The sequence below is a fragment of the Lachnoclostridium sp. An196 genome (assembly GCF_002160135.1).
GTDB classification, from domain to species: domain Bacteria; phylum Bacillota; class Clostridia; order Lachnospirales; family Lachnospiraceae; genus Hominiventricola; species Hominiventricola avistercoris.
This window is the reverse complement of record NZ_NFJZ01000015.1, coordinates 17,937-39,974: the sequence shown is the minus strand read 5'-3', so window position 1 is coordinate 39,974 and position 22,038 is coordinate 17,937. Positions and strand designations below refer to the sequence as shown.

Genomic DNA, 22,038 nt, shown 5'->3' with positions numbered 1-22,038 from the left:
GCTCCGTATATATCAGCATTTTTCTGCGATCTCATAGAGAAGACGTTCGGTTTTCTCCCAGCCCAGGCATGGGTCGGTGATGGATTTGCCGTACACTTTATCGTGAATACCCTGCGAGCCGTCCTCAATATAACTTTCGATCATCAGTCCCTTGACCAGCTTGTGGATATCGGGATTGTACTGGCGGCTGTGCAGGACCTCTTTGGTGATCCGGATCTGTTCCAGATATTGTTTGTTGGAGTTCGAATGGTTCGTGTCCACTACGCAGGCGGGGTTTTTCAGGTTCTTTTCCTGATAAAGATGCAGCAGCAGGAGAAGATCCTCGTAGTGGTAGTTGGGAATCGTCGCGCCCCGTTTGTTCACTGCACCCCGCAGAACGGTATGTGCCAGCGGGTTGCCGCCAGTATTGACGTCCCATCCGCGATAGATAAAATTGTGCGCGTGCTGGGCGGCGACTACAGAGTTCAGCATAACCGTCATGTCGCCGCTGGTGGGATTCTTCATGCCGGCCGGCACATCGAAACCGCTGACGGTAAGGCGGTGCTGCTGGTCTTCTACGGATCTGGCTCCTACGGCCACATAGGAAAGCAGATCGGAGAGATACCACCAGTTTTCCGGATAAAGCATCTCATCGGCAGCAGTCAGACCTGTTTCTTCAATATTGCGTATGTGCAGCTTCCGGATGGCGACGAGTCCGGCCAGCAGATCCGGAGCGGCTTCCGGATCCGGCTGATGCACCATTCCTTTATAGCCTTCTCCCGTGGTGCGGGGTTTGTTGGTATATATGCGAGGTATAATAATACATTTATCTTTGATCTTATCCTGGACGGGCACCAGTCTGTGGAGGTAATCCATGACAGCCGTCTCATTGTCCGCCGAGCAGGGGCCGATAATGATCAGGAAACGGTCGTCTGCTCCGGTGATTACGTCCCGGATTTCTTTATCTCTCTGTGCTTTTATGGCTGCGCATTTTTCCGAAAGCGGATACATGGCTTTGATCTCTTTCGGGATGGGCAGTTTTTTGTTGAATGTGAATCCCATAATGTCTCCTTTCGTCTCCTTCGGCCGGGACATGCGTCTGTCCCTGACAATTTTCTATTATAGTATAAGTTTTTCGCGTTGTAAATGCCAATCGGCGCCCGACAAAGACGGTCTTTCAAAGACGAAAAATTTTACGGATACCGGCCAGGATCATCAGAAGAAAATAGACGGCAGCCATCAGGCAGATGCTGAGGACCAGCGTAAATAATTCGCCGCCCAGACGAAGGATGGGGCATAAATGTTTCATCAGTTCCACACCTCCCAGGGAAAGGATCAGAGCCCCGAGCGGTTTCAGGACCAGACTGTCCAGACCGATCGAGGGGGTTACATGGCGCGATACGGCCAGAATCCCGAGTATGCTCAGTATAAGCTGACTGGCCAGAATGCCAAGCAGGACGCCCTGGATTCCCAGAGCGGGAACCAGAAAGACAACGAAAAGGATGCGGATTCCGCTGCCTGTCAGCTGGTTGAAAAACGTGATCCCGGTCTCTCCCAATCCGTGCAGGATGCTGTTCAGATTGCCGGTCAGGTACAGGAAGGGACAGATCCATGCCAGCGTGACCAGAAATCGTCCTGCCAGAGGTTCCTGGAAAAACAGTTCGCCAAGCTGCTGTCCGTAGCGGAGAAAGAGCCCCATACAGAAAATCCCGATGGTCAGACCGAACTGCAGGGTATATTCGATGGTCAGCGAGATTCTTCTCTGATCACCGCGGGCCTGTTCTTCCGAGACTGCGGGAAGCAGCATGGAAGATACAGAGGCGGTCAGCGCATTGGGAAACATGAGAAACGACATGGACATTCCGGTAAGAATCCCGTAGAGACTCAAGGCATCCGCAGTGCTGAGCCCGGACTTGCGCAGGCAGAGAGGAATCAGGGCGGCTTCCAGACTCTGAAGCAGAGCAAGCGTCAGGCGGTTTCCGGTGAGCGGCAGAGCCATGGAAAGAAGAGTCCGGCATTTTTTCAGATACTTGGAGACCGGATGCAGGTCGGGACGTCCCGGCGAGACAAAAGAGAGCATCAGCAGTGATGACGCTGTTTCTCCTGCCAGAAGTCCGAATACGGCCAGTGAAGGGGTAATTTCTTTTCCCTGATAGACATAGATGCCGCAGAGAAGCCAGACGGTGCCGATGCGCGCGGCCTGTTCCAGAAACTGGGCGGCGGCAGGGACGGCGGTTTGTTTTCTGCCCAGGCAGTAACCGGAGAAACACCCGTGGAAAGCGGCCAGAGGAATCGCCGCAGCCAGGATCTGAAGAAGAACCTCGCAGCGGGGTTCATGCAGCAGACGGACGGAGATAGATGCAGCGCCCAGCCACAGTACTGCTCCGGTCAGAAAGGATGCGGCAAGAGAGATGGAAACTCCTGCGTACAGAAAGGATGCGCCATCCTCCTTCCTGGAAGCGGTAAAACGGGAAATGGCCGTTTCGATTCCGGAAGCCGTCAGCGCATGGCAGACAGAAAAAACGGGAAAAATCAGCTGGTAGATACCCATTCCTTCCGCACCGAGGGCCTGTGCCAGGAATATCTTATAGAAGAAACCCAGAAATCTGCACAGCAGATTCGCGAAGGCCAGGATCAGGGTCCCTTTGACAAACTGAGTCGATGATTTCATAGAAATCCTGCGATAGCTTTTGTTTTTAAATATATTCATTTCGGGTGCTTGACAGAACCAGGGACAGATGATATGATCAGAACATAAAACCTAGTAAAATGCTAGGAATTAAAGGTGGACAGGATGAAATTATCTACAAAAGGACGTTACGGCCTGCGGGCGATGATTGACCTGGCCCAGTATGGCGGGGAAGAACCGGTATCGCTGGCCAGTATCGCGGCCAGACAGAACATATCAGAGAACTATCTGGAACAATTGATCGCCAGGCTCCGCAAAGCGGAGCTGGTGGAAGGCTTCCGCGGAGCAGGAGGAGGGTATCTGCTGAAACGCCCTGCGGAAGAGATCTCGGTGGGCGATATCCTGCGGGCACTGGAGGGCAGCTTAAGTCCGGTAGAGTGTCCGGGCCTTCTCGGAAAAGGCGGCTGCAGCGGGGAAGACCTGTGTGTGGCCAAATATGTTTGGAAGAAGATTAACGAAAGCGTGAACCGTACCGTGGACGAGATGAAGCTCAGTGATCTGGCGGAAGAAAGCCGGAGGGTACGGGATGCGAAAGAAGACCTGCGGATGCATGGAATAGAAGAGGAGTGATTAGAACATGATTTATTTAGATAATGCAGCAACGACAAAGACGGCGCCGGAAGTGGTGGAAGCCATGCTTCCGTATTTTTCCGAACTGTACGGCAATCCGTCCAGCGTATACCAGTTTTCTCAGAAGAGCAAGGAGGCGATCGCTGCCAGCCGGGAAACTATCGCCGGAGCGCTGGGCGCAAAGCCGGAAGAGATCTATTTCACTGCCGGCGGCACAGAAGCCGATAATTGGGCCATCAAAGCGGCGGCGGAAGCGTACCGTGCGAAGGGCAATCATATTATCACGTCGAAGATCGAACATCACGCGGTGCTGCATACCTGCCAGTGGCTGGAAAAGCAAGGGTATGAAGTGACGTATCTGGATGTGGATGAATCCGGGATCGTGAAGCTGGATCAGCTGAAGAAGGCTGTTCGTCCGGAGACGATCCTGATCAGCATCATGTTTGCCAACAATGAGATCGGAACCATCCAGCCGGTGAAAGAGATCGGGCAGATCGCCAGAGAGCATGGGATCCTGTTCCATACGGACGCGGTGCAGGCGTTCGGCCAGATTCCCATCCAGGTGGATGAACTGGGGATCGACATGCTCAGCTCCAGCGGACACAAGCTGAACGGGCCCAAGGGCATCGGTTTCCTCTATATCCGCAAAGGGGTGAAGATCCGCAGTTTTATTCACGGCGGAGCTCAGGAGAGGAAACGCCGTGCCGGTACGGAGAATGTGCCGGGAATTGTGGGATACGGCGCGGCAGTAGAACGCGCGGTGCGTACCATGGAAGAAAGGACGGCAATGGAAAGAAAACTGCGGGATCATCTGATCGACCGCGTGCTTCACGAAGTGCCTTATACCAGACTGAACGGACACCGGACCAGACGTCTGCCGAACAACGCGAACTTCAGCTTTCAGTTTGTGGAAGGAGAGTCTCTCCTGATCATGCTGGATATGGAAGGAATCTGCGGCTCCAGCGGTTCCGCCTGCACATCCGGTTCTCTGGATCCTTCCCATGTTTTGCTTGCCATCGGACTGCCCCATGAGATCGCGCACGGTTCGCTCCGCCTGACCCTCAGTGAGGAGACGACAGAGGAAGAACTGGATTATGTGGTAGAAGCGATTAAAAAGATTGTGGAGAAGTTAAGAGGAATGTCTCCGCTCTATGAAGACTTTGTGCGCCGGCAGTAGGATGCCGGCCGCACAGGATAAAGAAAAGAAAGACGAGGAAAAACGATATGTACAGCGATAAAGTAATGGATCATTTCCAGAATCCCAGAAACGTTGGAGAGATTGAGAACGCCAGCGGCATAGGAACCGTAGGGAACGCAAAATGCGGAGATATTATGAGAATTTATCTGGATATCGATGAAAACCAGATCATCCGGGATGTGAAGTTTAAGACATTCGGGTGCGGAGCAGCGATTGCCACCAGCAGTATGGCTACGGAACTGGTAAAAGGAAAGAACATCCGTGAAGCGCTTCAGGTAACGAACAAAGCGGTTATGGAAGCTCTTGACGGGCTGCCGCCAGTCAAGGTACACTGTTCTCTGCTGGCGGAGGAAGCAATCCATGCGGCGCTCTGGGACTATGCAGAAAAGCATGGGATCAGGATCGAGGGCCTGGAGAAGCCGAAGTCAGATATTCACGAAGGTGAAGAAGAGGAAAGCGAAGAGTATTAAAGATGAAGAGAAAAAAGGTAGTAGTAGGCATGTCCGGGGGAGTAGACTCCTCTGTGGCGGCCTGGCTGCTTTTGCAGCAGGGATATGAGGTATGGGGAGTGACCATGCAGATCTGGCAGGATGAGGAGCCGGAGCAGATGGAAGAGAACGGAGGATGCTGCGGGCTCAGCGCTGTAGAGGATGCGAGACGCGTAGCGTCACGTCTGGGGATTCCTCATTATGTGATGAATTTTAAAAAAGATTTCCAGGAAAAAGTGATCGACTATTTCATGGACGAGTATCTGTGTGGACGCACGCCGAATCCCTGCATCGCCTGCAACCGGTATGTGAAATGGGAATCGCTGCTGAGGCGGAGCATGGAGATCGGTGCGGATTATATCGCAACCGGTCATTATGCCAGAATCGATCTCCTGCCGAACGGGAGATATGCTCTCAAGATGTCGAAGACGGCTGCCAAGGACCAGACATATGCTCTGTACAATCTGACCCAGGAGCAGCTTTCCCGTACGCTGATGCCGGTGGGAGAATATTCTAAAGAAGAAATACGCGCGTTTGCGGAGAATCTGGGACTTTCGGTGGCGCATAAGCCGGACAGCCAGGAGATCTGTTTTGTGCCGGATAAGGATTATGCTCGCTTTATCGAAGAACATGCGGGAGTGAGGATCCCGGAAGGCAATTTTGTGTGGTCGGATGGAACTGTGATCGGGAAGCATAAAGGGATCACGCATTATACTGTGGGCCAGCGAAAAGGGCTGGGACTGTCCATGGGACGCCCTGTGGTAGTGCTTGAGATCCGCCCGGAGACCAATGAAGTGGTGATCGGGGAGACAAAAGACGTATTTTCAGACAGGCTCAGGGCCAACCGTCTGAACTGGATGGGTGTGGAAGCGCCGGAGAGCGGAATGCGGTGCCTGGCGAAGATCCGTTATAATCACGCGGGAGCCATGTGTACGGTCCGGCGAACGGGAGAGGATGAAGTGGAATGTATTTTTGACGAGCCGGTCCGCGCGGTCACGCCGGGCCAGGCAGTCGTCTTCTATGACGGCGACTACGTGGCAGGCGGCGGCACGATCCTGGGAACCTGTTAGAGACGGCCGGCAGGCCGGACTACAGAGGAAGTTCCTGAGGTTTGCGGCGGCGGAAAATATAATAGCTGGTAAATCCGCATTCTTTTGCGAGAGCGGCGGCCCGGTCAAACTGGTAGCCCAGGAAAAGCGGGTCGTGGGCGTCGGAACCGAATGTGATGATCCGGCCGCCCAGCTCCCGGTAGCGCTTGATGATTTCCCTGCAGGGGTTGGGTTCTTCCAGACCGTGGCGGTATCCGCCGGTGTTGATTTCCAGCCCGATATCACGGCGGATCAGCGTGCGCAGGATCTCGTCGAGGATTTCCCGGTACCGTTCATAGGAATAAAAACGGTTCTGATTGGGACCATAACGGACCACATAATCCAGATGGCCAAAGGTGTCGAAGTTGGAATAGGCTCTCAGATTCTGCAGAGCGCACTGAAAATATTCCAGATATGCGCCCGACTCATCCCGGCCTTCAAAGTAAGACGGAAAGTAGGGATCGCGGTTGTTTACCAGGTGGATCGATCCGATCACAAAGTCGAACGGATAGGAAAAGATCAGGCTGTGGTGCCGCCCGCTCAGATAGGGACGCAGTCCCAGTTCCACGCCGATGCAAAGGTCGATCTGATCCCGGTATTTTTCTTTCAGGGGCTGCAGCCTGCGAAAATATTCACGCGGGTCGAATTCAAAGCAGACGTCGCCGTCCGTATAGTCATAATCCATGTGGTCCGTGAGGCACAGATGCTGGAGCCCGTGAGAGATTGCCTGTTCGATTACAGCCTCAGGAGAGACGCTGCTGTCTCCTGAAAAGGATGAGTGTACATGATAGTCAGATAAGATCTTCAAAATTTCCTCCTGCGTAAAAAACAGTGCCGCACTGTCCCGGGTGAAGACAGCTGGAACTGTTTGTTTCTTTCATTCCATCATATGGGATATTTCCGCGAAAGTAAAGAAAAAAAATAGGGATTCTTTGACATTGGGTATTGATATTTTTGGACAAATTAGGTAGAATATGTAATGGTTGATGATCTTTTAACAATCATGGAAAGAGTTATAAGGTCAAAAATTTATTATTCAACTTTTTAGGAGGAATTGAAACATGGCAGTAAAAGTAGCAATCAATGGTTTCGGACGTATTGGCCGTCTGGCATTCAGACAGATGTTCGGTGCTGAGGGATATGAGGTAGTTGCGATCAACGACCTGACTTCCCCGAAGATGCTTGCACACCTGCTGAAGTATGACTCTTCTCAGGGTAAATACGCACTGGCAGACACCGTATCCGCAACGGACGACTCCATTATCGTTGATGGAAAAGAGATCAAGATCTATGCAAAAGCTAACGCTGCAGAACTTCCGTGGGGAGAGATCGGCGTAGATGTAGTTCTGGAGTGCACCGGATTCTACACCTCCAAAGAAAAAGCATCTGCACACGTCACCGCAGGCGCTAAGAAAGTGGTTATCTCCGCTCCGGCTGGCAACGATCTGCCGACCATCGTATACAATGTAAACCACACCACTCTGACCAAAGAGGATACCATCATTTCCGCAGCTTCCTGCACCACCAACTGCCTGGCTCCGATGGCTAAGGCTCTGAATGATCTGGCTCCGATCGAGTCCGGTATCATGTGCACGATCCACGCTTACACCGGAGATCAGATGATCCTTGACGGACCGCAGAGAAAAGGCGATCTGAGAAGATCCCGTGCAGGTGCGGTAAATATCGTTCCGAACAGCACCGGCGCTGCAAAGGCTATCGGCCTTGTTATTCCGGAACTGAACGGCAAACTCATCGGCGCTGCTCAGCGTGTACCGACCCCGACCGGTTCTACCACGCTTCTGTTCGCAGTTCTGAGCAAGAAAGTAACCAAGGATGAGATCAATGCAGCTATGAAAGCAGCAGGAACCGAGTCCTTCGGATATACCGAGGATGAGATCGTATCCAGCGATATCGTTGGTATGAGATACGGCTCCCTGTTCGATGCAACTCAGACCATGGTTTCTGAGCTTCCGGACGGAAAAGTTCAGGTTGAGGTTGTTTCCTGGTATGACAACGAGAACTCCTACGTTTCTCAGATGGTTCGTACTATCAAATACTTCGCAGAGCTTGGCTAATCATAAGCAAAGACCTTTAAGGGTCCGGTCTTCAGGACCGGACCCTTTTTTGTATCGCAAAGAACATTGTTTTCCGCGATACAAAAACGCTCCGCGGGGATCGCGATGCTGCGGCATGGAAGCTGCCGCTTATGCGACCCGCCGCAGGCGGGACTCCTGCAAGGCAGGATCCGGTGAATATCATTAGGAGGGATAGAACTATGGCACTGAATAAAAAGACCGTAGACGACATTAACGCAAAAGGCAAACGCGTGCTTGTAAGATGCGATTTCAATGTTCCGCTGAAAAATGGCGAGATCACGGATGAGACCCGTATCGTGGCGGCTCTTCCGACCATTAAGAAACTGATTGACGATGGCGCAAAGGTGATCCTCTGCTCTCATCTGGGCAAGGTGAAAAACGGCCCGAACGAGGGAGAATCCCTGGCTCCGGTTGCAAAACGCCTGTCTGAGAAACTGGGCAAAGAAGTGGTATTCGTGTCGGATTATCATGTGACCGGCGAAGCTGCTACAAAAGCCGTAGAGAATATGAAAGACGGAGATGTGGTACTGCTTCAGAATACCCGTTTCCGCGGAGCGGAAGAGACCAAGAACGGCGACGAATTCAGCAAAGAGCTGGCTGATCTGGCTGACATTTATGTATGCGACGCGTTTGGTTCTTCTCACAGAGCGCATGCTTCCGTTGCAGGCGTTACCAAATACATCAAGGCAAAAGGCGGAGAGAATGTAGTCGGATACCTGATGGAGAAAGAGATCAACTTCCTCGGCAACGCGGTAGAGAACCCGGTAAGACCGTTTGTAGCGATTCTGGGCGGCGCAAAGGTTGCGGACAAACTGAACGTAATCTCCAACCTGCTTGAGAAATGCGACACTCTGATCATCGGCGGCGGTATGGCCTATACCTTCCTGAAAGCACAGGGTAAGGAAGTTGGAACCTCTCTGGTAGACGATACCAAACTGGATTACTGCAAAGAGATGATCGAGAAGGCTGAAAAACTGGGCAAGAAACTGCTTCTTCCGATCGATACGGTAGTGGCCGGCGCATTCCCGAACCCGATCGACGCTGAGATCGAAGTAGAGACCGTAGACTGTGACGCAATGCCGGCTGACAAGCTGGGGCTGGATATCGGACCGAAGACGGCTGAACTGTACGCAGACGCGGTGAAATCCGCCAAGACTGTTGTATGGAACGGACCGATGGGCGTATTCGAGAACCCGGTTCTGGCAAAAGGTACGATCGCAGTGGCGAAAGCGCTTGCCGAGACTGACGCGACCACGATCATTGGCGGAGGAGACTCTGCTGCAGCTGTAAATACTCTGGGCTATGGCGACAAGATGACTCACATCTCCACCGGCGGCGGCGCTTCCCTGGAGTTCCTGGAGGGCAAAGAGCTTCCGGGCGTAATGGCTGCAGACGACAAATAGAGATAAGATTAAGGAGGCCGTTTAAAATGGCAAGAAGAAAGATTATTGCAGGAAACTGGAAAATGAACATGACTCCTACCGAGGCAGTGGAGCTGGTAAATACTCTGAAGCCGCTTGTGGCAACGGATGACGCGGACGTGGTATTCTGCGTACCGGCTATCGACATCATCCCGGTAGTAGAAGCGGCAAAAGGTTCCAACATTCAGGTAGGCGCTGAGAATATGTATTTTGAGGAGAAAGGCGCATATACCGGAGAGATTTCCCCGAACATGCTCACTGATGCGGGTGTAAAATACGTGATCCTTGGTCATTCTGAGAGAAGAGAATATTTTGCAGAGACCAACGAGACGGTCAACAAGAAGATGCTCAAAGCGTTCGAGCATGGCCTGACCCCGATCATGTGCTGCGGCGAGACTCTGACTCAGAGAGAGCAGGGCGTGACCATGGACTTCATCCGTCAGCAGGTGAAAGTAGGATTCCTGGGTGTGACTGCAGAGCAGGCAGCCAGCGCAGTGATCGCATACGAGCCGATCTGGGCTATCGGAACCGGAAAGACCGCTACGACCGAGCAGGCACAGGAAGTATGCAAAGGCATCCGTGAGTGCATCGCAGAGATCTATGATCAGGCGACTGCAGACGCGATCCGTATCCAGTACGGCGGATCTGTCAATGCGGCAACCGCTCCGGAGCTGTTCGCGCAGCCGGATATCGACGGCGGCCTGGTAGGCGGCGCGGCTCTGAAACCGGATTTTGGAAAGATTGTAAACTGGAAATAAAATGACGTAAAACACCATTCGATTTGTGAGCAATTACTGATCGAATGGTGTTTTGCTTTATATTGAAATAATCAAAGATACGATAAAAACTATAATATTCAAAGCAAAATATCCTTTTGCCAATAGTGCTTTATGTTTCACATCAAGCCAAAATATAAAAGCTGTTACTGTTGTCATTGCAATACACCCGATGATAATTTGTAACGCTTTGTTTTGCATAATAATTGCAAGGAGTAAACTTTCAGTACCAATCATCATAACCGGAACTGCCGTAAACTGTTTTATGATCTGCTTTTCCGGTAATGGTATAAATAAGCCGTCTTTCGCTTTCTCCAGAATACTGTCTGACTGTTTCAGCATACTCTGCAATGTTAATTGAAATATCGCAAAGATACTCCCAATCAATAAAAAATGTCGTGTCTCTTTCTGTTCCAGAAAGGGTAATGACCAAAAGAGCGGTATTTTATAAATGGACAGGCTGATTCCAAATAAAACAACGCCTATCGCAATCAAATCTTTACTCAGCCTGTAAATAGATGTTTTGGCCTTCCAAATCAGCGGATTTCTTGACAACAGCTTCGATACATTTTGGGATTTTGGAAGATAGCGAACCTTTTTTTCTTTTACATATTGATTCAGCAGTACTGTATTATTATAGTTCTGTGCGACTAGTATTTTTTCTCTGAATCGCATTTCTTCTTCATATTTTGCAGTATTCAATTCCAGTATAAGAAAATCAAATAGTGCCAGTGCTAACCATATTCCAATGGGTGCGATAATGGCAAGCGGGTGTATGTTTATCAGCATAGCAGGAAAACATATTAAAAACCAGATGACTACATCTTTCCATTTTTGCTTTGTATGATATATTTTCCACTGAAGCAGACAACAGGCATTTAATATGCAAAAAAATGCTGAAAGGGTTAATAAAAAGTCGCTGTTAAAATGGATTCCGTTGATACAGAATGTAAAAGCAAGTGTTAATATAAAATGTTTTAGGCCTGTTCCAATAAACTTTATGACTATAAGTTTGGATAATGTGTTTTCGCTGAGGAAAAACATTGCCGCCGGCTTAACAGTAATAGCCGGCTTAACTTTCATAAAACACTCATATCCGGTGTAGAGTGTCAAAAACAAAATACTGCTATAATAAATACTTGTGCTAAATTTTTCTATCCCTTTGAGAACCGGAAAAACCACAGAGAGTGTCTGATAACCAATAAATCCGGCTATCATAAGTAAAGACAATAACGGAAGCAGCATGTTGCGTATCAATCTCTTATATTCCCGAAGCCTGTTTAAGCACATCATTTTATAGACAAGCATGATGTTCGTCTCCCTCTAACAAGAACATATAAAGTTCTTCTAGTGTCAATTCTGTTTTCAAATGATACTGTTTTATTATCTCAGTTTTTCCGCCCTTCGCCAAAATCTTTCCGTTGTGAAGAAAGACATACTTGTCACAAATACCCTCTGCCATATCCAATAAATGTGTTGAAATAAGAATTGCTTTGTCCTGCTGTTTTAATTCCTGTAAAATCTGTTTGAATCCATATATTTGCTTTGGATCAAGTCCCGTAAAGGGTTCATCAGCAAGAAATATCTCATATTGCCGCAATAGCGCAAGTGCAATCATCATTTTCTGTAAAGTTCCTTTTGATAATGCGGCGGGTATTTTATGCAGATGTTCCTGTAAATTAAATTGCATGATGATTTCTTTAATCGAAATATTACTTTGCGGATATAATGCTTTTATAAACTGCATATGCTCCCATACAGTGAGTTCTTCATAGTACACTGGAACATCCGGCACAAAGGTAACTGGAAAATTATCGTTTTTTAATGAAACTATATCCATTCCGTCTATTGTTATTTTCCCACTTTGCGGTTTTAACTTCTTAATCATTATTTTCAACATCGTTGACTTTCCTGCGCCGTTGGAACCGATTAAGCCGGTTATTTTTCCTTTGTCTATTCCGAAACTTACATTCCGAAGGGCAGCTTCATCGGCATATGCAAAACTTATATTTTCTATCTTCACATACATAAAATATACCTCTTCCCGTTTGTTATTTCTTTGAACATACACCTTAGACAAGGGTTAAGGTCAAGAAAAAAGGACAAATTTTATCATCTGTCCTTTTTTTCATTGCAATATATAATCCAAAAGATACAACTAAATAATAATGCTGTCATTATGAACGTTACAATTTGTAACGGTTTACTTACGTGTGCGGCAAAAAGTCCGAAATAAAACTGTAAACACACGACAATTACGATTAGCCACCCCAAGATACAAGTTATTTGCTTGGAAAGAAAAATCAAATTTTCCATTCGGTCATGTTTCTTTAATTGTTCTAACTGGTATACATAAGCGTTTTTGTCACGGAATATTTTGTCTATAAGTTCTGCGGGTAAATCGTTTATTTCAATTTCCATAGCCGCAAGCTGTTCACATAGCAGATGATTTTGCCGGATTCTATTTTCCTCTGCTTTTATAGCTTCTAAACGAATTGTTAAAACATCTGATAGCTGTTTCTTCCCCTCTATACATTCCCTTATATCAGAAACCGGAACATTTAACATTCTCAATAACTTAATGCGTTTCAAGAGTTCTACATCCTGTTCTGTATATTCACGATAGCCGTTGAGCGGATTTCGCTTAGGAAAAATTAGTTTTTCTTTTTCGTAAAAACGAATATTATGGCTTGTAATGCCAGTCTGAATTTCAATTTCTTTTATTTTCATGGATAATTCTTTAGCGTCTTTCTTTTGATATGTTGATTTAGGCATGGTATCAACTATTATACAAATGCGTCAGAAATAGCCGCCAACAAACGATCTATTCCAGATATTCCATTAGTTCATAGACCCGTTCTCTGGTCATATCTGCCGCTTTCAGATTGCAGACCAGAGCGGTGACGGAACCGCCGTCGTACGAAGCGGCGGCGTCTTTGACGGCCTGTTCCTTCTCGACGATCCAGGCGCGTTCTTCAAGGGTCAGTATTTCCATAGTATCTTCATCCAATATCTGCTGCAGGACTTCCCAGAGCTGATTCAGAAGAGCGTCCCAAGCGGCGTACAGATCGGCGGACAGAGCGTTGAGATCGTCCTGTGAGAGCGCCACATCGTTTTCGATGGAATCTTCCAGCCTGGCGGTCCGGCTTTCTGTAGAGCTGAGCGTGTCCCGCAGGTTTTCTGCAATGTCATAGCTCATGAAGCCGTACTGCATGTTTTCGTTGTACAGAGCATAGAAAGGCAGTTCTGTATCTTCCTCGCTGTTCAGCGTGCTGTATCCCACCCAGCTTAGAAATCCTTCCGGAAGTTCCCCAAGCGGCGTGCCGGGCCGATAGATCAGGATGTTATCCGCGTTTTCCAGTCCATATGCGTCGCTGTAGATATAGCGTATGCCGTCTCTGATTTCTTCTGTCCCGGATTCGCGGGCATATTCCATGGCTTCGATCTGCATCGCCCAGGTATTGTCATCTACCTTTTCCGGCTGAGAAAACTGTCCGCTGAATGTACATTGGTAGGCGATGCCTCCCGGGTACTCCAGAGTATTGCTGCCCATATCGCTGTCCCGGTATTCGCCGGAAAAGCTGCCGTCTTCATTGATCGTAAAGGTTGTGGCCCATGCGCCGGCGCCGCTGGTAAAAGTGAATCTCAGTCTGCGAAAATCTGAGAAAGAGAGACTTCCGGTATGATCAGCGGCGGCAGCTTCGCTGCTGCCGTCTGTGCGTCCTTCGCCGTCTGCCGGGCTGTGACAGCATCCGGATGTGGAAAGGATCAGGACGCCGGCCAGAAATTGTATAAGAATATTTGTCTTCATAGGCTTTATCCTCGCTGCTTTTAATATATCACATTTTATCGATTTATGCGGATGAAATAAATTTTTTGTATTGCTTTCCGGGCTTTCGGTGTTACAATAAACGTAACAGTTCAGGACGGCGGGAAAAGCTGAGCTGTTGCCAATAAAATATACATTTGTCAGATGGTAGAGAGAGGTAAAAAATGGAACAGTATTTTGTATTGGAAAACGGCGTAAAGCTGCCGAAGATTGGTTATGGTACTTATAAGTCTACAGATGGCAGTGGCGGACGTATTATCCATATGGCGCTGGAAGCGGGATACCGTCTGCTGGACACTGCGGCGGTCTATGAAAATGAGACAGAAGTGGGGACCGCGATCCGGGAGAGCGGCGTTCCCAGAGAGGAGATTTTCCTGACCTCCAAAGTGTGGAAAGACAGGCTGGGTTATGAGGCCACGAAGAAAAGTTTTGAGGAATCTCTGGAGCGGCTGCAGACAGATTATCTGGATCTGTTCCTGATCCACTGGCCGAAACCGGATCCCGACAGTAAAGACTGGAAAGAACTGGACCGGGGAAGCTGGGCCGCTATGGAGGAATTTTATCATCAGGGAAAAGTGAAAGCCATCGGCCTCAGCAATTTCCTGCCGCATCACATAGAGGCGCTGCTTGAGACGGCTAAAGTCCGGCCTATGGTCAACCAGCTGGAGCTGCATGTGGGATACATGCAGGAACTGGCTGTTCAGTATTGTAAATCACAGCATATCCAGGTACAGGCGTGGAGCCCTCTGGGACGCCGGCGGGTGCTGGAAGAGCCGCTGGTGGCTAAAATGGCTGAAAAATACGGTCTTACACCGGCACAGTTCCTGCTGACCTTCCTGCTGGAGCAGGGGATCGGCGTGATCCCCAAGGCATCTTCCATGGAGCGCCTGAAGCAGAACCTGGAACTTCCGGACGTGCAGATTGCCGAAGAAGACCTGTATCTGCTGCGGTGTCTGCCGCAGATCGGGTGGGGAGGAGAGCACCCGGATCTGCCCCGCGTGCAGGAGCAGAAGGGACTCGGAGTTTGACGCAAAAAGGCTTGAATGTCGGACTCAGTTCATGTACAATAATGAATTAGCAAAGTACAAAAAGGAGATAGGATATGAGCAAAAGACCTACAGTTTTGATGATTTTAGATGGTTATGGACTGAATGACAAAGTCGAGGCAAATGCAGTAGCGGAGGCAAAGACTCCGGTGATGGATAAACTGATGAAGGAATATCCCTTTGTACAGGGGAATGCCAGCGGCCTGGCAGTAGGCCTGCCGGACGGACAGATGGGCAACTCCGAGGTGGGCCATATGAATATGGGCGCCGGACGTATCGTATATCAGGAACTGACAAGGATCACGAAAGAGATCCAGGACGGAGATTTCTTCCAGAATGAGGCTCTGCAGGCTGCCATGGAGAATGCGAAGAAGAATGATTCTTCCCTGCATCTGTACGGACTGCTGTCCGACGGCGGCGTGCACAGCCACAATACCCATCTGTACGCGCTCCTGGAGATGGCAAAACGCCATGGCCTGGAGAAGGTATACGTACACTGTTTCCTGGACGGCCGCGACACACCGCCGGCATCAGGAAAAGGATACATTAAAGAGCTCCGCGATAAGATGAAAGAGATCGGCGTGGGCGAAGTGGCGACCGTGATGGGGCGCTACTACGCGATGGACCGCGACAACCGCTGGGACCGTGTGGAGCTGGCATACAGAGCTTTGACCAAAGGCGAGGGCGTGCAGGCGGAGTGCCCTGTGTGCGCGGTAAACGATTCCTACAGCCAGGATGTGCACGATGAGTTTGTGAAACCGATCGTCGTAGTAAAGGACGGAAAACCCGTGACGACGATCCAGGACAAGGATTCCATCATCTTCTTTAACTTCCGTCCGGACCGGGCGAGAGAGATCACCCGCGCATTCTGCGATGATGATTTCACAGGCTTCCCGAGAGAGAAGAGACTGGATCTGACCTATGTATGCTTCACAGATTATGATGAGACGATCCCGCACAAACTGGTAGCATTCCATAAAGTGGTTCTGAAGAATACTTTCGGCGAGTATCTGGCCGCTCATAATATGACCCAGGCCCGTATCGCCGAGACAGAGAAATACGCCCATGTGACGTTCTTCTTCAACGGAGGAGTGGAAGAGCCCAATCCGGGAGAGGACCGTATCCTTGTAAAATCTCCGAAAGTTCCTACTTACGATCTGAAGCCGGAGATGAGCGCGTATGAAGTATGCGATAAACTTTGCGAGGCGATCAAGTCCGGAAAATACGATGTGATCATCATCAATTTCGCGAACCCGGATATGGTAGGCCATACCGGAGTGGAAGCCGCGGCGATCAAGGCGATCGAAGCCGTAGACGAGTGCGTGGGCAAGGCGGTGGACGCGCTGAAATCCGTAGACGGCCAGATGTTTATCTGCGCGGATCATGGAAATGCGGAGCAGCTGAAGGATTATGAGACCGGCGAACCGTTTACGGCGCATACGACGAACCCGGTTCCGTTCATTCTGGTAAACGCGGATCCTTCCTATAAGCTGAGAGAGGGCGGCTGCCTGGCAGATATTGTCCCGACGCTTCTGGAACTGATGGATATGGAACAGCCGGCAGAGATGACCGGAAAGTCCCTGTTGATAAAATAAGGTAGGAGAGATATGGTACTTGAGATGAAACGTGCCCTGGAGGATCTCCAGAAAGGAGACAGGCAGGGCTACAGAAAACTGTATGACGCGGTATATGAGGATACTTACAGCCGTTCTTTCCTGATCCTGCAGTCGGAGGAAGCAGCCGGGGAGTTTATGAAAGGCTTTTTCACGGAACTGTTCGGTATGCTGGACGAGGCAGATCCTGCCAAGAATCAGGAAAAATGGTTCTGGGACAAATATTACCGCAGGATGCGCCGGGAGTATCACAAGCTGCTGGCGGCAGATCAGGAGAAGAAGCCGTCCGGTTCAGGAAAAGCGGGCGCACTGTCTGATATACCGGGAGGTTTCCCTCTTCTGCACCGGATCATGCTGGTGATGGCCTATAAAGATGATTTTACGGCGAAGGAGATCTCTGCTATCTTCGGCCTGGCAGAAGACAAGATCCAGGCAGAGCTGGACAAACTGGAGAAGATCCTGCCTACACTGGCGAAGAACCAGCCGGCAGGAGTGTCCGGGTATATGGGAAGCTGGGCAGTGTTCCTGGTAGGAGCCTTCCGCCAGATCCTGAGAGGCGCTTCCGAGACGCTGGTGGACCAGGTCTACGAGGCCGCAGCCGCAGAGGCGGGGATTACGGTGGAGCCCGCAGTGGCGAAAGACGATACCTTCGAGTATTTTATCGCGGATCCGGATTTGCCGGAGGAAGAACCGGAGAAGAAAGCAGAGCCCGTACCGGAGCCGAAGAGAGTAAGAAAGCCCGTTCCTGCAGTCGCAGAAGAGCCTGACGATGAGGATGAAGAATACGACGATGAGTACGAGGACGACGAAGAAGACGATGATAATTACGATGAAGAAGATGATCGTTATGACTGGGATCTGGAAGATGACGGGAAGAAGATGGTGATTCTCGGAGTGGTGATTGCGCTTGTCCTGGTGGCGGTGATAGGGTTTGCCGCGTTCCGTATATTCGGCGGCGGAGGCCGTGACAATGCGGATAATACTGTGACGGAGCAGGAACAGGAAGACGAGGAGGAAGGCTCCCTGATCATCCGGGGAGAAGAAGATGGTTCTGCCGATACGGAGGGGGATACTTCGGAGGAAGAGACGCCAGCAGAGGAAGAAACTCCTGAGGAGGAGACCACTGAAGAGGAGACCGCTGAAGAAGAGACGACGCTTACGATGGAGGTCAATGGAAGCTCGGTCAATGTTCGCAGCGAGGCGAGCACAAATGGGGAAATTCTTACTCAGGTCAATGCGGGAGAGACCGTAGAAGTTCTGGGTGATCCTTCTCAGGAATGGGTACAGATCCGCTGCATTGAACAGAATAACGAAGAAGGTTATGTGATGTCCCAGTATCTGTCGGAAATCACAGAATAGGAAGCAAAGGACCTGCTCATACTAAGAAAAACGTATGAGGAGGTTCTTTTTTATGAATCAATATCTGCCGATTACTTATATTTATGCGAGAGAGATTCTGGATTCAAGAGGTAATCCCACGCTGGAGGCAGAGGTGCTGCTGGACGGCATTTACCAGGCCAGAGCATCAGTTCCGTCGGGAGCATCTACGGGAAGATTTGAGGCAGTAGAACTGCGGGATGGCCAGGAACGCTATCTGGGGCTGGGTGTGGAGAAGGCAGTGGCCAATGTGAATACCAAGATCGCCAATGTTCTTCTGGGTGAAAACGGATTGAACCAGGGGTATATTGATCATCTGCTCATCGATGCGGACGGTACGGAGAACAAATCCAACCTGGGGGCCAATGCCATCCTGGCAGTATCCATGGCCGTAGCAAAGGCCGCAGCCAGAGCGCTGGGGCTTCCACTCTATCAGTACTTGGGAGGAATCCGTACAGATACGATGCCGGTTCCCATGATGAATGTGCTGAACGGAGGACGCCACTCTAAAAACAACCTGGATTTTCAGGAATTCATGATCATGCCGGTGGGAGCGTGCTGCTTCCGGGAAGGGCTTCGCATGGGAGCGGAGGTATATCATAAACTGAAGCTGATCCTGGAGAAAGAGGGACTGACCACAGCGGTGGGAGATGAAGGCGGATTCGCGCCGGATATGCGGGATGCAAAAGAAGTTTTTCTATATCTGAAAGAAGCGGTGGAAGAGGCGGGGTATGAGCCGGGAAAAGATTTTGTATTTGCCATGGACGCGGCGGCCAGTGAGCTGGTGAATGATAAGACAAATCTTTATGATTTTCCCGGTGAAGCGAAAACGAACGGACATCGGATCAGCCGCAGTTCGGAAGAAATGGTGGAGTATTATGAAGAGCTGATCGAACAGTATCCGCTTGTTTCCATTGAAGACGGACTTTCGGAAGATGACTGGGAGGGCTGGCAGCTCATGACCCGCCAGATGGGAGACCGTGTCCAGCTGGTAGGAGACGATTTGTTTGTAACCAATACGAAACGCATCTCCTGCGGAGTGAAACTGCAGGCGGCGAACGCTGTTCTGATCAAGGTCAACCAGATCGGGACACTGACGGAAGCCTTTGATGCCATCCATATGGCGCATAAAGCAGGATACCGCACGATCATCTCTCATAGAAGCGGAGAGACTTCGGAAGATATCATCGCGGATCTGGCGGTGGCCTGCGGATCCGGACAGATCAAAACAGGAGCTCCCTGCCGGGCAGAGCGGACTGAGAAGTACAACCAGCTGCTTAGGATAGAAGAAGAGCTGGGCAGCCTGGCGTCATATCGGAATCCGTTTGAATGAGCAATAGAGCCGTCCCTGAACATTTGAAAAGGGGCGGCTTTACTGCGTCTGAAATTTGAAGGCTTGCGCATCATTTTTTCATTATGTATAATGTGATGAAGCCAGGGACCGGTAATCTGTCGCTGGCGAAATGGAGGAGAAACTCCGAAAAGCCACCGGGGACATAATCAAAATATTCCGGATTGAGGCAAAGGATACAGAAGAAAAGGAGGAAGAAAAGTGAAAAAGATCATCCTGGCGTCCGGGTCGCCCAGAAGGAAAGAACTCCTGGAGCAGATCGGCGTTTCGTTCGAGATCGTGAAAGCGGAAGGAGAAGAGGTTATCACGACGGAGATTCCTTCCGAGGCAGTGAAAGAATTATCCCGGCAGAAAGCGCGGGAAGTGGCCGCAAAGACAGACGGGGATGTGATCATCGGAGCGGACACAGTCGTAGCGGTATCCGGGCGTATACTGGGAAAACCCAAAGATGCGGGAGACGCAGTGAGAATGCTGAAAATGCTTCAGGGAAAGGAGCATGAGGTACTTACCGGAGTAACGCTGATTCTCAAGGAGAGCGGGCAGGAGATCTGTTTTGCGGAAGCCACAAAAGTACATGTGTATCCCATGACGGAGGAGCAGATCCGGTCCTATGTGGAGAGCGGCGAGCCCATGGACAAGGCGGGAGCCTACGGCATTCAGGGCAGATTTGCAGCCTATGTGTCGGGGATTGAAGGCGACTATAATACGGTGGTGGGTCTTCCGGTGGGAAGACTCTATCAGGAAGCGCTGGCGGCAGGTATAGATTTGACTGCCTGCGGAAAGGATGAAAAAAGATGAGGTTTGTGATACAGAGAGTCGCCCATGCGTCGGTTACCGTGGACGGAGAGGTATTGGGTAAAATCGGAAAAGGATTTATGGTGCTGATCGGCGTTTCGGATGAGGATACTGAAGAGACTGCTGACCGGATGGTGAAGAAGATGCTGGGGCTGCGCATCTTTGAAGATGAAAATGGGAAAACCAATCTGAACCTGGAAACAGTGGGAGGCTCACTGCTGCTGATTTCTCAGTTTACCCTGTACGCGGACTGCCGCAGGGGGAATCGCCCCGGTTTTACCCGTGCGGGCAAGCCGGATGCGGCGTCGGGGATATATGAGTATATCATAGAGAAATGCAGGGAACAGGTTCCGATCGTGGAACGGGGCCGGTTCGGCGCGGATATGAAAGTAGAACTTCTGAACGATGGACCTTTTACTCTCGTGCTGGATTCGGACGCTAAGTTTTAAAATTAAATGCGAATAGAGTATTTAAACTCAATTCGCATTTATTTATTTTTATCATAGGGATATAAAAAAGTCAATGCGTATGAGTTTAAAAACTCATACGCATTATTTTTTTACTTTCAAGGAGGTGTAAAAAGTGGCAAGGAAATACAAACGACTTGTATTTGCGGACAGGCAGAGGATCGAGGAAATGCGCAGGCAGGGAATGAGCGAAAAAGAAATTGCCGCAGCGGTGGGCGTTCATATTGCGACGATTTATAGAGAATTAGATCGCGGGACGGGGAACGGAAAAAACGCTTATAGCGCAGAGGTGGCACAGAGGGCGATCGGATGAAAACGATATTTGAGGAAATAACACAAAGCCCGGAGACGTTGGGGAACTTCCTAGATAGCCTTCCAGTTTTGGAAGCGCCGTGGGATAAAGCGTTTCAAGAAAGATTTTGCGCTATGTGCAAGGCGAAAAATTGCGACGCGGAAAATTGCGAACATATGGAAGAAAGGAACAATCCGCATTGGTGGCTTGCACTGAAAAGATAAAAAGAAAGGAGAATCAAACCATGATAAAGCCGAATGTTTACACGAATGAGGACAAAGACATTCGTATTTGCTCGGAATGTGGAAAAGAAGTCGAGCGGGCGGACATGCTTTTCACGAAAGACTGTCGAGGTATTCCGTTCCGGCTTTTATGTTGGAATTGCTACGAAGTCGCTATGTTGGGAGGGTATGACGGGGAATATTACGACGAAAGCGACGAACAGATCGAAGCGGACTATTAAGAGAAAAAAGGAGAATCAAACCATGATAAACAAGGGGCTTTTCAGCAGTAAAACGGATCAGTGGGCGACGCCGCAGGAGTTTTTCGACGAACTGGATCGGGAATTTCATTTCGATCTGGATCCATGCGCGGATGAATCGAACCACAAGACGCCGGAATATTTCACAAAGGAGCAGGACGGCTTGCTGCAGGATTGGAGCGGGCGACGTGTTTTCTGCAATCCGCCATATGGTCGGGCGATTGCGGCATGGGTAGAAAAAGCGTATAGAGAGGGGACGAAAGACGGAACGATCGTCGTCATGCTGATTCCGGCACGAACAGACACACGCTATTTTCACGATTTCATATTGCATAGATCGGAAATCAGGTTCGTTCCCGGACGATTAAAATTCGGCAGCGGGGGGGGGGGATCTGGCACAGAAAACGCCGCCCCGTTTCCGTCAATGGTCGTTATATTTCGGGGTGCGGGTATGTAAGACGATGACGGCAGCAGGAGAAGGG

At 49.9% G+C, this 22,038-nt stretch carries 23 protein-coding genes; 16 read left to right on the top strand and 7 right to left on the bottom strand.

Features of this window, described 5'->3' with window-relative positions:
* Window positions 1-12: 12 nt before the first annotated feature.
* Window positions 13-1,041: a 3-deoxy-7-phosphoheptulonate synthase gene (locus B5F29_RS14775; protein WP_087155367.1), complete on the bottom strand. Its 1,029-nt coding sequence runs from the start codon at window positions 1,039-1,041 to the stop codon at window positions 13-15.
* A gap of 115 nt (window positions 1,042-1,156) precedes the next feature.
* Window positions 1,157-2,650 (bottom strand): oligosaccharide flippase family protein, encoded by a 1,494-nt coding sequence (locus B5F29_RS14770; RefSeq protein WP_162608447.1) that lies wholly within the window; start codon window positions 2,648-2,650, stop codon window positions 1,157-1,159.
* Window positions 2,651-2,773: 123 nt separating this feature from the next.
* On the opposite strand from B5F29_RS14770, the gene B5F29_RS14765 reads away from it, so the two are divergent.
* The 4 genes from B5F29_RS14765 to mnmA are packed head-to-tail and all read left to right on the top strand — an operon-like array spanning window position 2,774 to window position 5,994.
* On the top strand, window positions 2,774-3,238 hold the full coding sequence (locus B5F29_RS14765) for an RrF2 family transcriptional regulator (RefSeq protein WP_087155365.1): 465 nt from the start codon (window positions 2,774-2,776) through the stop codon (window positions 3,236-3,238).
* Between the two features lie 7 nt (window positions 3,239-3,245).
* Window positions 3,246-4,415 (top strand): cysteine desulfurase NifS, encoded by a 1,170-nt coding sequence (gene nifS / locus B5F29_RS14760; protein WP_087155364.1) that lies wholly within the window; start codon window positions 3,246-3,248, stop codon window positions 4,413-4,415.
* Window positions 4,416-4,462: 47 nt separating this feature from the next.
* Entirely contained in the window at window positions 4,463-4,906 is a 444-nt protein-coding gene (gene nifU / locus B5F29_RS14755) for a Fe-S cluster assembly scaffold protein NifU (protein ID WP_087155363.1), read from the top strand.
* A 2-nt stretch (window positions 4,907-4,908) separates the two neighbouring features.
* Complete coding sequence (gene mnmA, locus B5F29_RS14750) at window positions 4,909-5,994, top strand: tRNA 2-thiouridine(34) synthase MnmA (protein WP_087155362.1); 1,086 nt, start codon at window positions 4,909-4,911, stop codon at window positions 5,992-5,994.
* Between the two features lie 19 nt (window positions 5,995-6,013).
* On the opposite strand, the gene B5F29_RS14745 is transcribed toward mnmA, so the two are convergent.
* Complete coding sequence (locus B5F29_RS14745) at window positions 6,014-6,820, bottom strand: histidinol-phosphatase HisJ family protein (RefSeq protein WP_330397629.1); 807 nt, start codon at window positions 6,818-6,820, stop codon at window positions 6,014-6,016.
* Window positions 6,821-7,073: 253 nt separating this feature from the next.
* On the opposite strand from B5F29_RS14745, the gene gap reads away from it, so the two are divergent.
* From gap to tpiA, 3 genes are all read left to right on the top strand, one after another.
* Window positions 7,074-8,087: a type I glyceraldehyde-3-phosphate dehydrogenase gene (gene gap / locus B5F29_RS14740; protein ID WP_087155361.1), complete on the top strand. Its 1,014-nt coding sequence runs from the start codon at window positions 7,074-7,076 to the stop codon at window positions 8,085-8,087.
* A 200-nt stretch (window positions 8,088-8,287) separates the two neighbouring features.
* On the top strand, window positions 8,288-9,511 hold the full coding sequence (locus tag B5F29_RS14735; protein ID WP_087155360.1) for a phosphoglycerate kinase: 1,224 nt from the start codon (window positions 8,288-8,290) through the stop codon (window positions 9,509-9,511).
* A 26-nt stretch (window positions 9,512-9,537) separates the two neighbouring features.
* A complete protein-coding gene (gene tpiA / locus B5F29_RS14730; RefSeq protein WP_087155359.1) occupies window positions 9,538-10,287 on the top strand; it encodes a triose-phosphate isomerase in 750 nt (249 codons plus the stop codon).
* A gap of 57 nt (window positions 10,288-10,344) precedes the next feature.
* Here tpiA and B5F29_RS14725 read toward each other — a convergent pair whose 3' ends face one another.
* From B5F29_RS14725 to B5F29_RS14710, 4 genes are all read right to left on the bottom strand, one after another.
* Window positions 10,345-11,613, bottom strand: coding sequence for a hypothetical protein (locus B5F29_RS14725; RefSeq protein WP_087155358.1), 1,269 nt, complete (start codon window positions 11,611-11,613; stop codon window positions 10,345-10,347).
* Window positions 11,600-12,334: an ABC transporter ATP-binding protein gene (locus B5F29_RS14720; RefSeq protein ID WP_087155357.1), complete on the bottom strand. Its 735-nt coding sequence runs from the start codon at window positions 12,332-12,334 to the stop codon at window positions 11,600-11,602. Before B5F29_RS14720 ends, B5F29_RS14725 begins: the two co-directional genes overlap by 14 nt.
* 83 nt (window positions 12,335-12,417) lie before the next feature.
* Window positions 12,418-13,080, bottom strand: a complete 663-nt coding sequence (locus B5F29_RS14715) for a MerR family transcriptional regulator (RefSeq protein ID WP_143449172.1) — start codon at window positions 13,078-13,080, stop codon at window positions 12,418-12,420.
* 49 nt (window positions 13,081-13,129) lie between these two features.
* Window positions 13,130-14,116, bottom strand: a complete 987-nt coding sequence (locus B5F29_RS14710; RefSeq protein ID WP_087155356.1) for a lysozyme inhibitor LprI family protein — start codon at window positions 14,114-14,116, stop codon at window positions 13,130-13,132.
* A 182-nt stretch (window positions 14,117-14,298) separates the two neighbouring features.
* Between B5F29_RS14710 and B5F29_RS14705 the strand changes: the two genes are divergently transcribed.
* The 9 genes from B5F29_RS14705 to B5F29_RS14660 all read left to right on the top strand — a co-directional run bounded on the left by B5F29_RS14705 (window position 14,299) and on the right by B5F29_RS14660 (window position 22,013).
* Window positions 14,299-15,162, top strand: coding sequence for an aldo/keto reductase (locus B5F29_RS14705; RefSeq protein ID WP_087155355.1), 864 nt, complete (start codon window positions 14,299-14,301; stop codon window positions 15,160-15,162).
* Between the two features lie 74 nt (window positions 15,163-15,236).
* Window positions 15,237-16,775 carry a 2,3-bisphosphoglycerate-independent phosphoglycerate mutase gene (gpmI, locus tag B5F29_RS14700; protein ID WP_087155354.1) on the top strand — a complete coding sequence of 513 codons (1,539 nt, stop codon included), beginning with the start codon at window positions 15,237-15,239 and terminating at the stop codon, window positions 16,773-16,775.
* Window positions 16,776-16,787: 12 nt separating this feature from the next.
* Complete coding sequence (locus B5F29_RS14695) at window positions 16,788-18,152, top strand: SH3 domain-containing protein (protein ID WP_087155353.1); 1,365 nt, start codon at window positions 16,788-16,790, stop codon at window positions 18,150-18,152.
* 52 nt (window positions 18,153-18,204) lie between these two features.
* Window positions 18,205-19,503, top strand: coding sequence for a phosphopyruvate hydratase (eno, locus tag B5F29_RS14690; RefSeq protein WP_087155352.1), 1,299 nt, complete (start codon window positions 18,205-18,207; stop codon window positions 19,501-19,503).
* A gap of 219 nt (window positions 19,504-19,722) precedes the next feature.
* Window positions 19,723-20,319, top strand: coding sequence for a Maf family protein (locus B5F29_RS14685; RefSeq protein ID WP_087155351.1), 597 nt, complete (start codon window positions 19,723-19,725; stop codon window positions 20,317-20,319).
* Complete coding sequence (gene dtd, locus B5F29_RS14680) at window positions 20,316-20,765, top strand: D-aminoacyl-tRNA deacylase (RefSeq protein ID WP_087155350.1); 450 nt, start codon at window positions 20,316-20,318, stop codon at window positions 20,763-20,765. Before B5F29_RS14685 ends, dtd begins: the two co-directional genes overlap by 4 nt.
* A 133-nt stretch (window positions 20,766-20,898) precedes the next feature.
* Window positions 20,899-21,096: a helix-turn-helix domain-containing protein gene (locus B5F29_RS14675; protein WP_106790444.1), complete on the top strand. Its 198-nt coding sequence runs from the start codon at window positions 20,899-20,901 to the stop codon at window positions 21,094-21,096.
* Window positions 21,097-21,319: 223 nt separating this feature from the next.
* Complete coding sequence (locus tag B5F29_RS14665) at window positions 21,320-21,538, top strand: hypothetical protein (RefSeq protein WP_087155348.1); 219 nt, start codon at window positions 21,320-21,322, stop codon at window positions 21,536-21,538.
* 22 nt (window positions 21,539-21,560) lie between these two features.
* Window positions 21,561-22,013: a DNA N-6-adenine-methyltransferase gene (locus B5F29_RS14660; protein ID WP_162608446.1), complete on the top strand. Its 453-nt coding sequence runs from the start codon at window positions 21,561-21,563 to the stop codon at window positions 22,011-22,013.
* The last annotated feature ends 25 nt before the right edge of the window (window positions 22,014-22,038 follow it).

What these genes read in the sequence shown, in the direction of transcription:
- tpiA (WP_087155359.1), top strand. Translation starts at nt 9,538, where the DNA reads ATGGCAAGAAGAAAGATTATTGCAGGAAACTGGAAAATGAACATGACT.
- nifU (WP_087155363.1), top strand. Translation starts at nt 4,463, where the DNA reads ATGTACAGCGATAAAGTAATGGATCATTTCCAGAATCCCAGAAACGTT.
- B5F29_RS14695 (WP_087155353.1), top strand. Translation starts at nt 16,788, where the DNA reads ATGGTACTTGAGATGAAACGTGCCCTGGAGGATCTCCAGAAAGGAGAC.
- gap (WP_087155361.1), top strand. Translation starts at nt 7,074, where the DNA reads ATGGCAGTAAAAGTAGCAATCAATGGTTTCGGACGTATTGGCCGTCTG.
- B5F29_RS14665 (WP_087155348.1), top strand. Translation starts at nt 21,320, where the DNA reads ATGATAAAGCCGAATGTTTACACGAATGAGGACAAAGACATTCGTATT.
- B5F29_RS14725 (WP_087155358.1), bottom strand. Translation starts at nt 11,613, where the DNA reads ATGCTTGTCTATAAAATGATGTGCTTAAACAGGCTTCGGGAATATAAG.
- B5F29_RS14770 (WP_162608447.1), bottom strand. Translation starts at nt 2,650, where the DNA reads ATGAAATCATCGACTCAGTTTGTCAAAGGGACCCTGATCCTGGCCTTC.
- nifS (WP_087155364.1), top strand. Translation starts at nt 3,246, where the DNA reads ATGATTTATTTAGATAATGCAGCAACGACAAAGACGGCGCCGGAAGTG.
- B5F29_RS14710 (WP_087155356.1), bottom strand. Translation starts at nt 14,116, where the DNA reads ATGAAGACAAATATTCTTATACAATTTCTGGCCGGCGTCCTGATCCTT.
- mnmA (WP_087155362.1), top strand. Translation starts at nt 4,909, where the DNA reads ATGAAGAGAAAAAAGGTAGTAGTAGGCATGTCCGGGGGAGTAGACTCC.
- B5F29_RS14705 (WP_087155355.1), top strand. Translation starts at nt 14,299, where the DNA reads ATGGAACAGTATTTTGTATTGGAAAACGGCGTAAAGCTGCCGAAGATT.
- B5F29_RS14720 (WP_087155357.1), bottom strand. Translation starts at nt 12,334, where the DNA reads ATGTATGTGAAGATAGAAAATATAAGTTTTGCATATGCCGATGAAGCT.
- gpmI (WP_087155354.1), top strand. Translation starts at nt 15,237, where the DNA reads ATGAGCAAAAGACCTACAGTTTTGATGATTTTAGATGGTTATGGACTG.
- B5F29_RS14775 (WP_087155367.1), bottom strand. Translation starts at nt 1,041, where the DNA reads ATGGGATTCACATTCAACAAAAAACTGCCCATCCCGAAAGAGATCAAA.
- dtd (WP_087155350.1), top strand. Translation starts at nt 20,316, where the DNA reads ATGAGGTTTGTGATACAGAGAGTCGCCCATGCGTCGGTTACCGTGGAC.
- B5F29_RS14765 (WP_087155365.1), top strand. Translation starts at nt 2,774, where the DNA reads ATGAAATTATCTACAAAAGGACGTTACGGCCTGCGGGCGATGATTGAC.
- B5F29_RS14660 (WP_162608446.1), top strand. Translation starts at nt 21,561, where the DNA reads ATGATAAACAAGGGGCTTTTCAGCAGTAAAACGGATCAGTGGGCGACG.
- B5F29_RS14715 (WP_143449172.1), bottom strand. Translation starts at nt 13,080, where the DNA reads ATGCCTAAATCAACATATCAAAAGAAAGACGCTAAAGAATTATCCATG.
- eno (WP_087155352.1), top strand. Translation starts at nt 18,205, where the DNA reads ATGAATCAATATCTGCCGATTACTTATATTTATGCGAGAGAGATTCTG.
- B5F29_RS14735 (WP_087155360.1), top strand. Translation starts at nt 8,288, where the DNA reads ATGGCACTGAATAAAAAGACCGTAGACGACATTAACGCAAAAGGCAAA.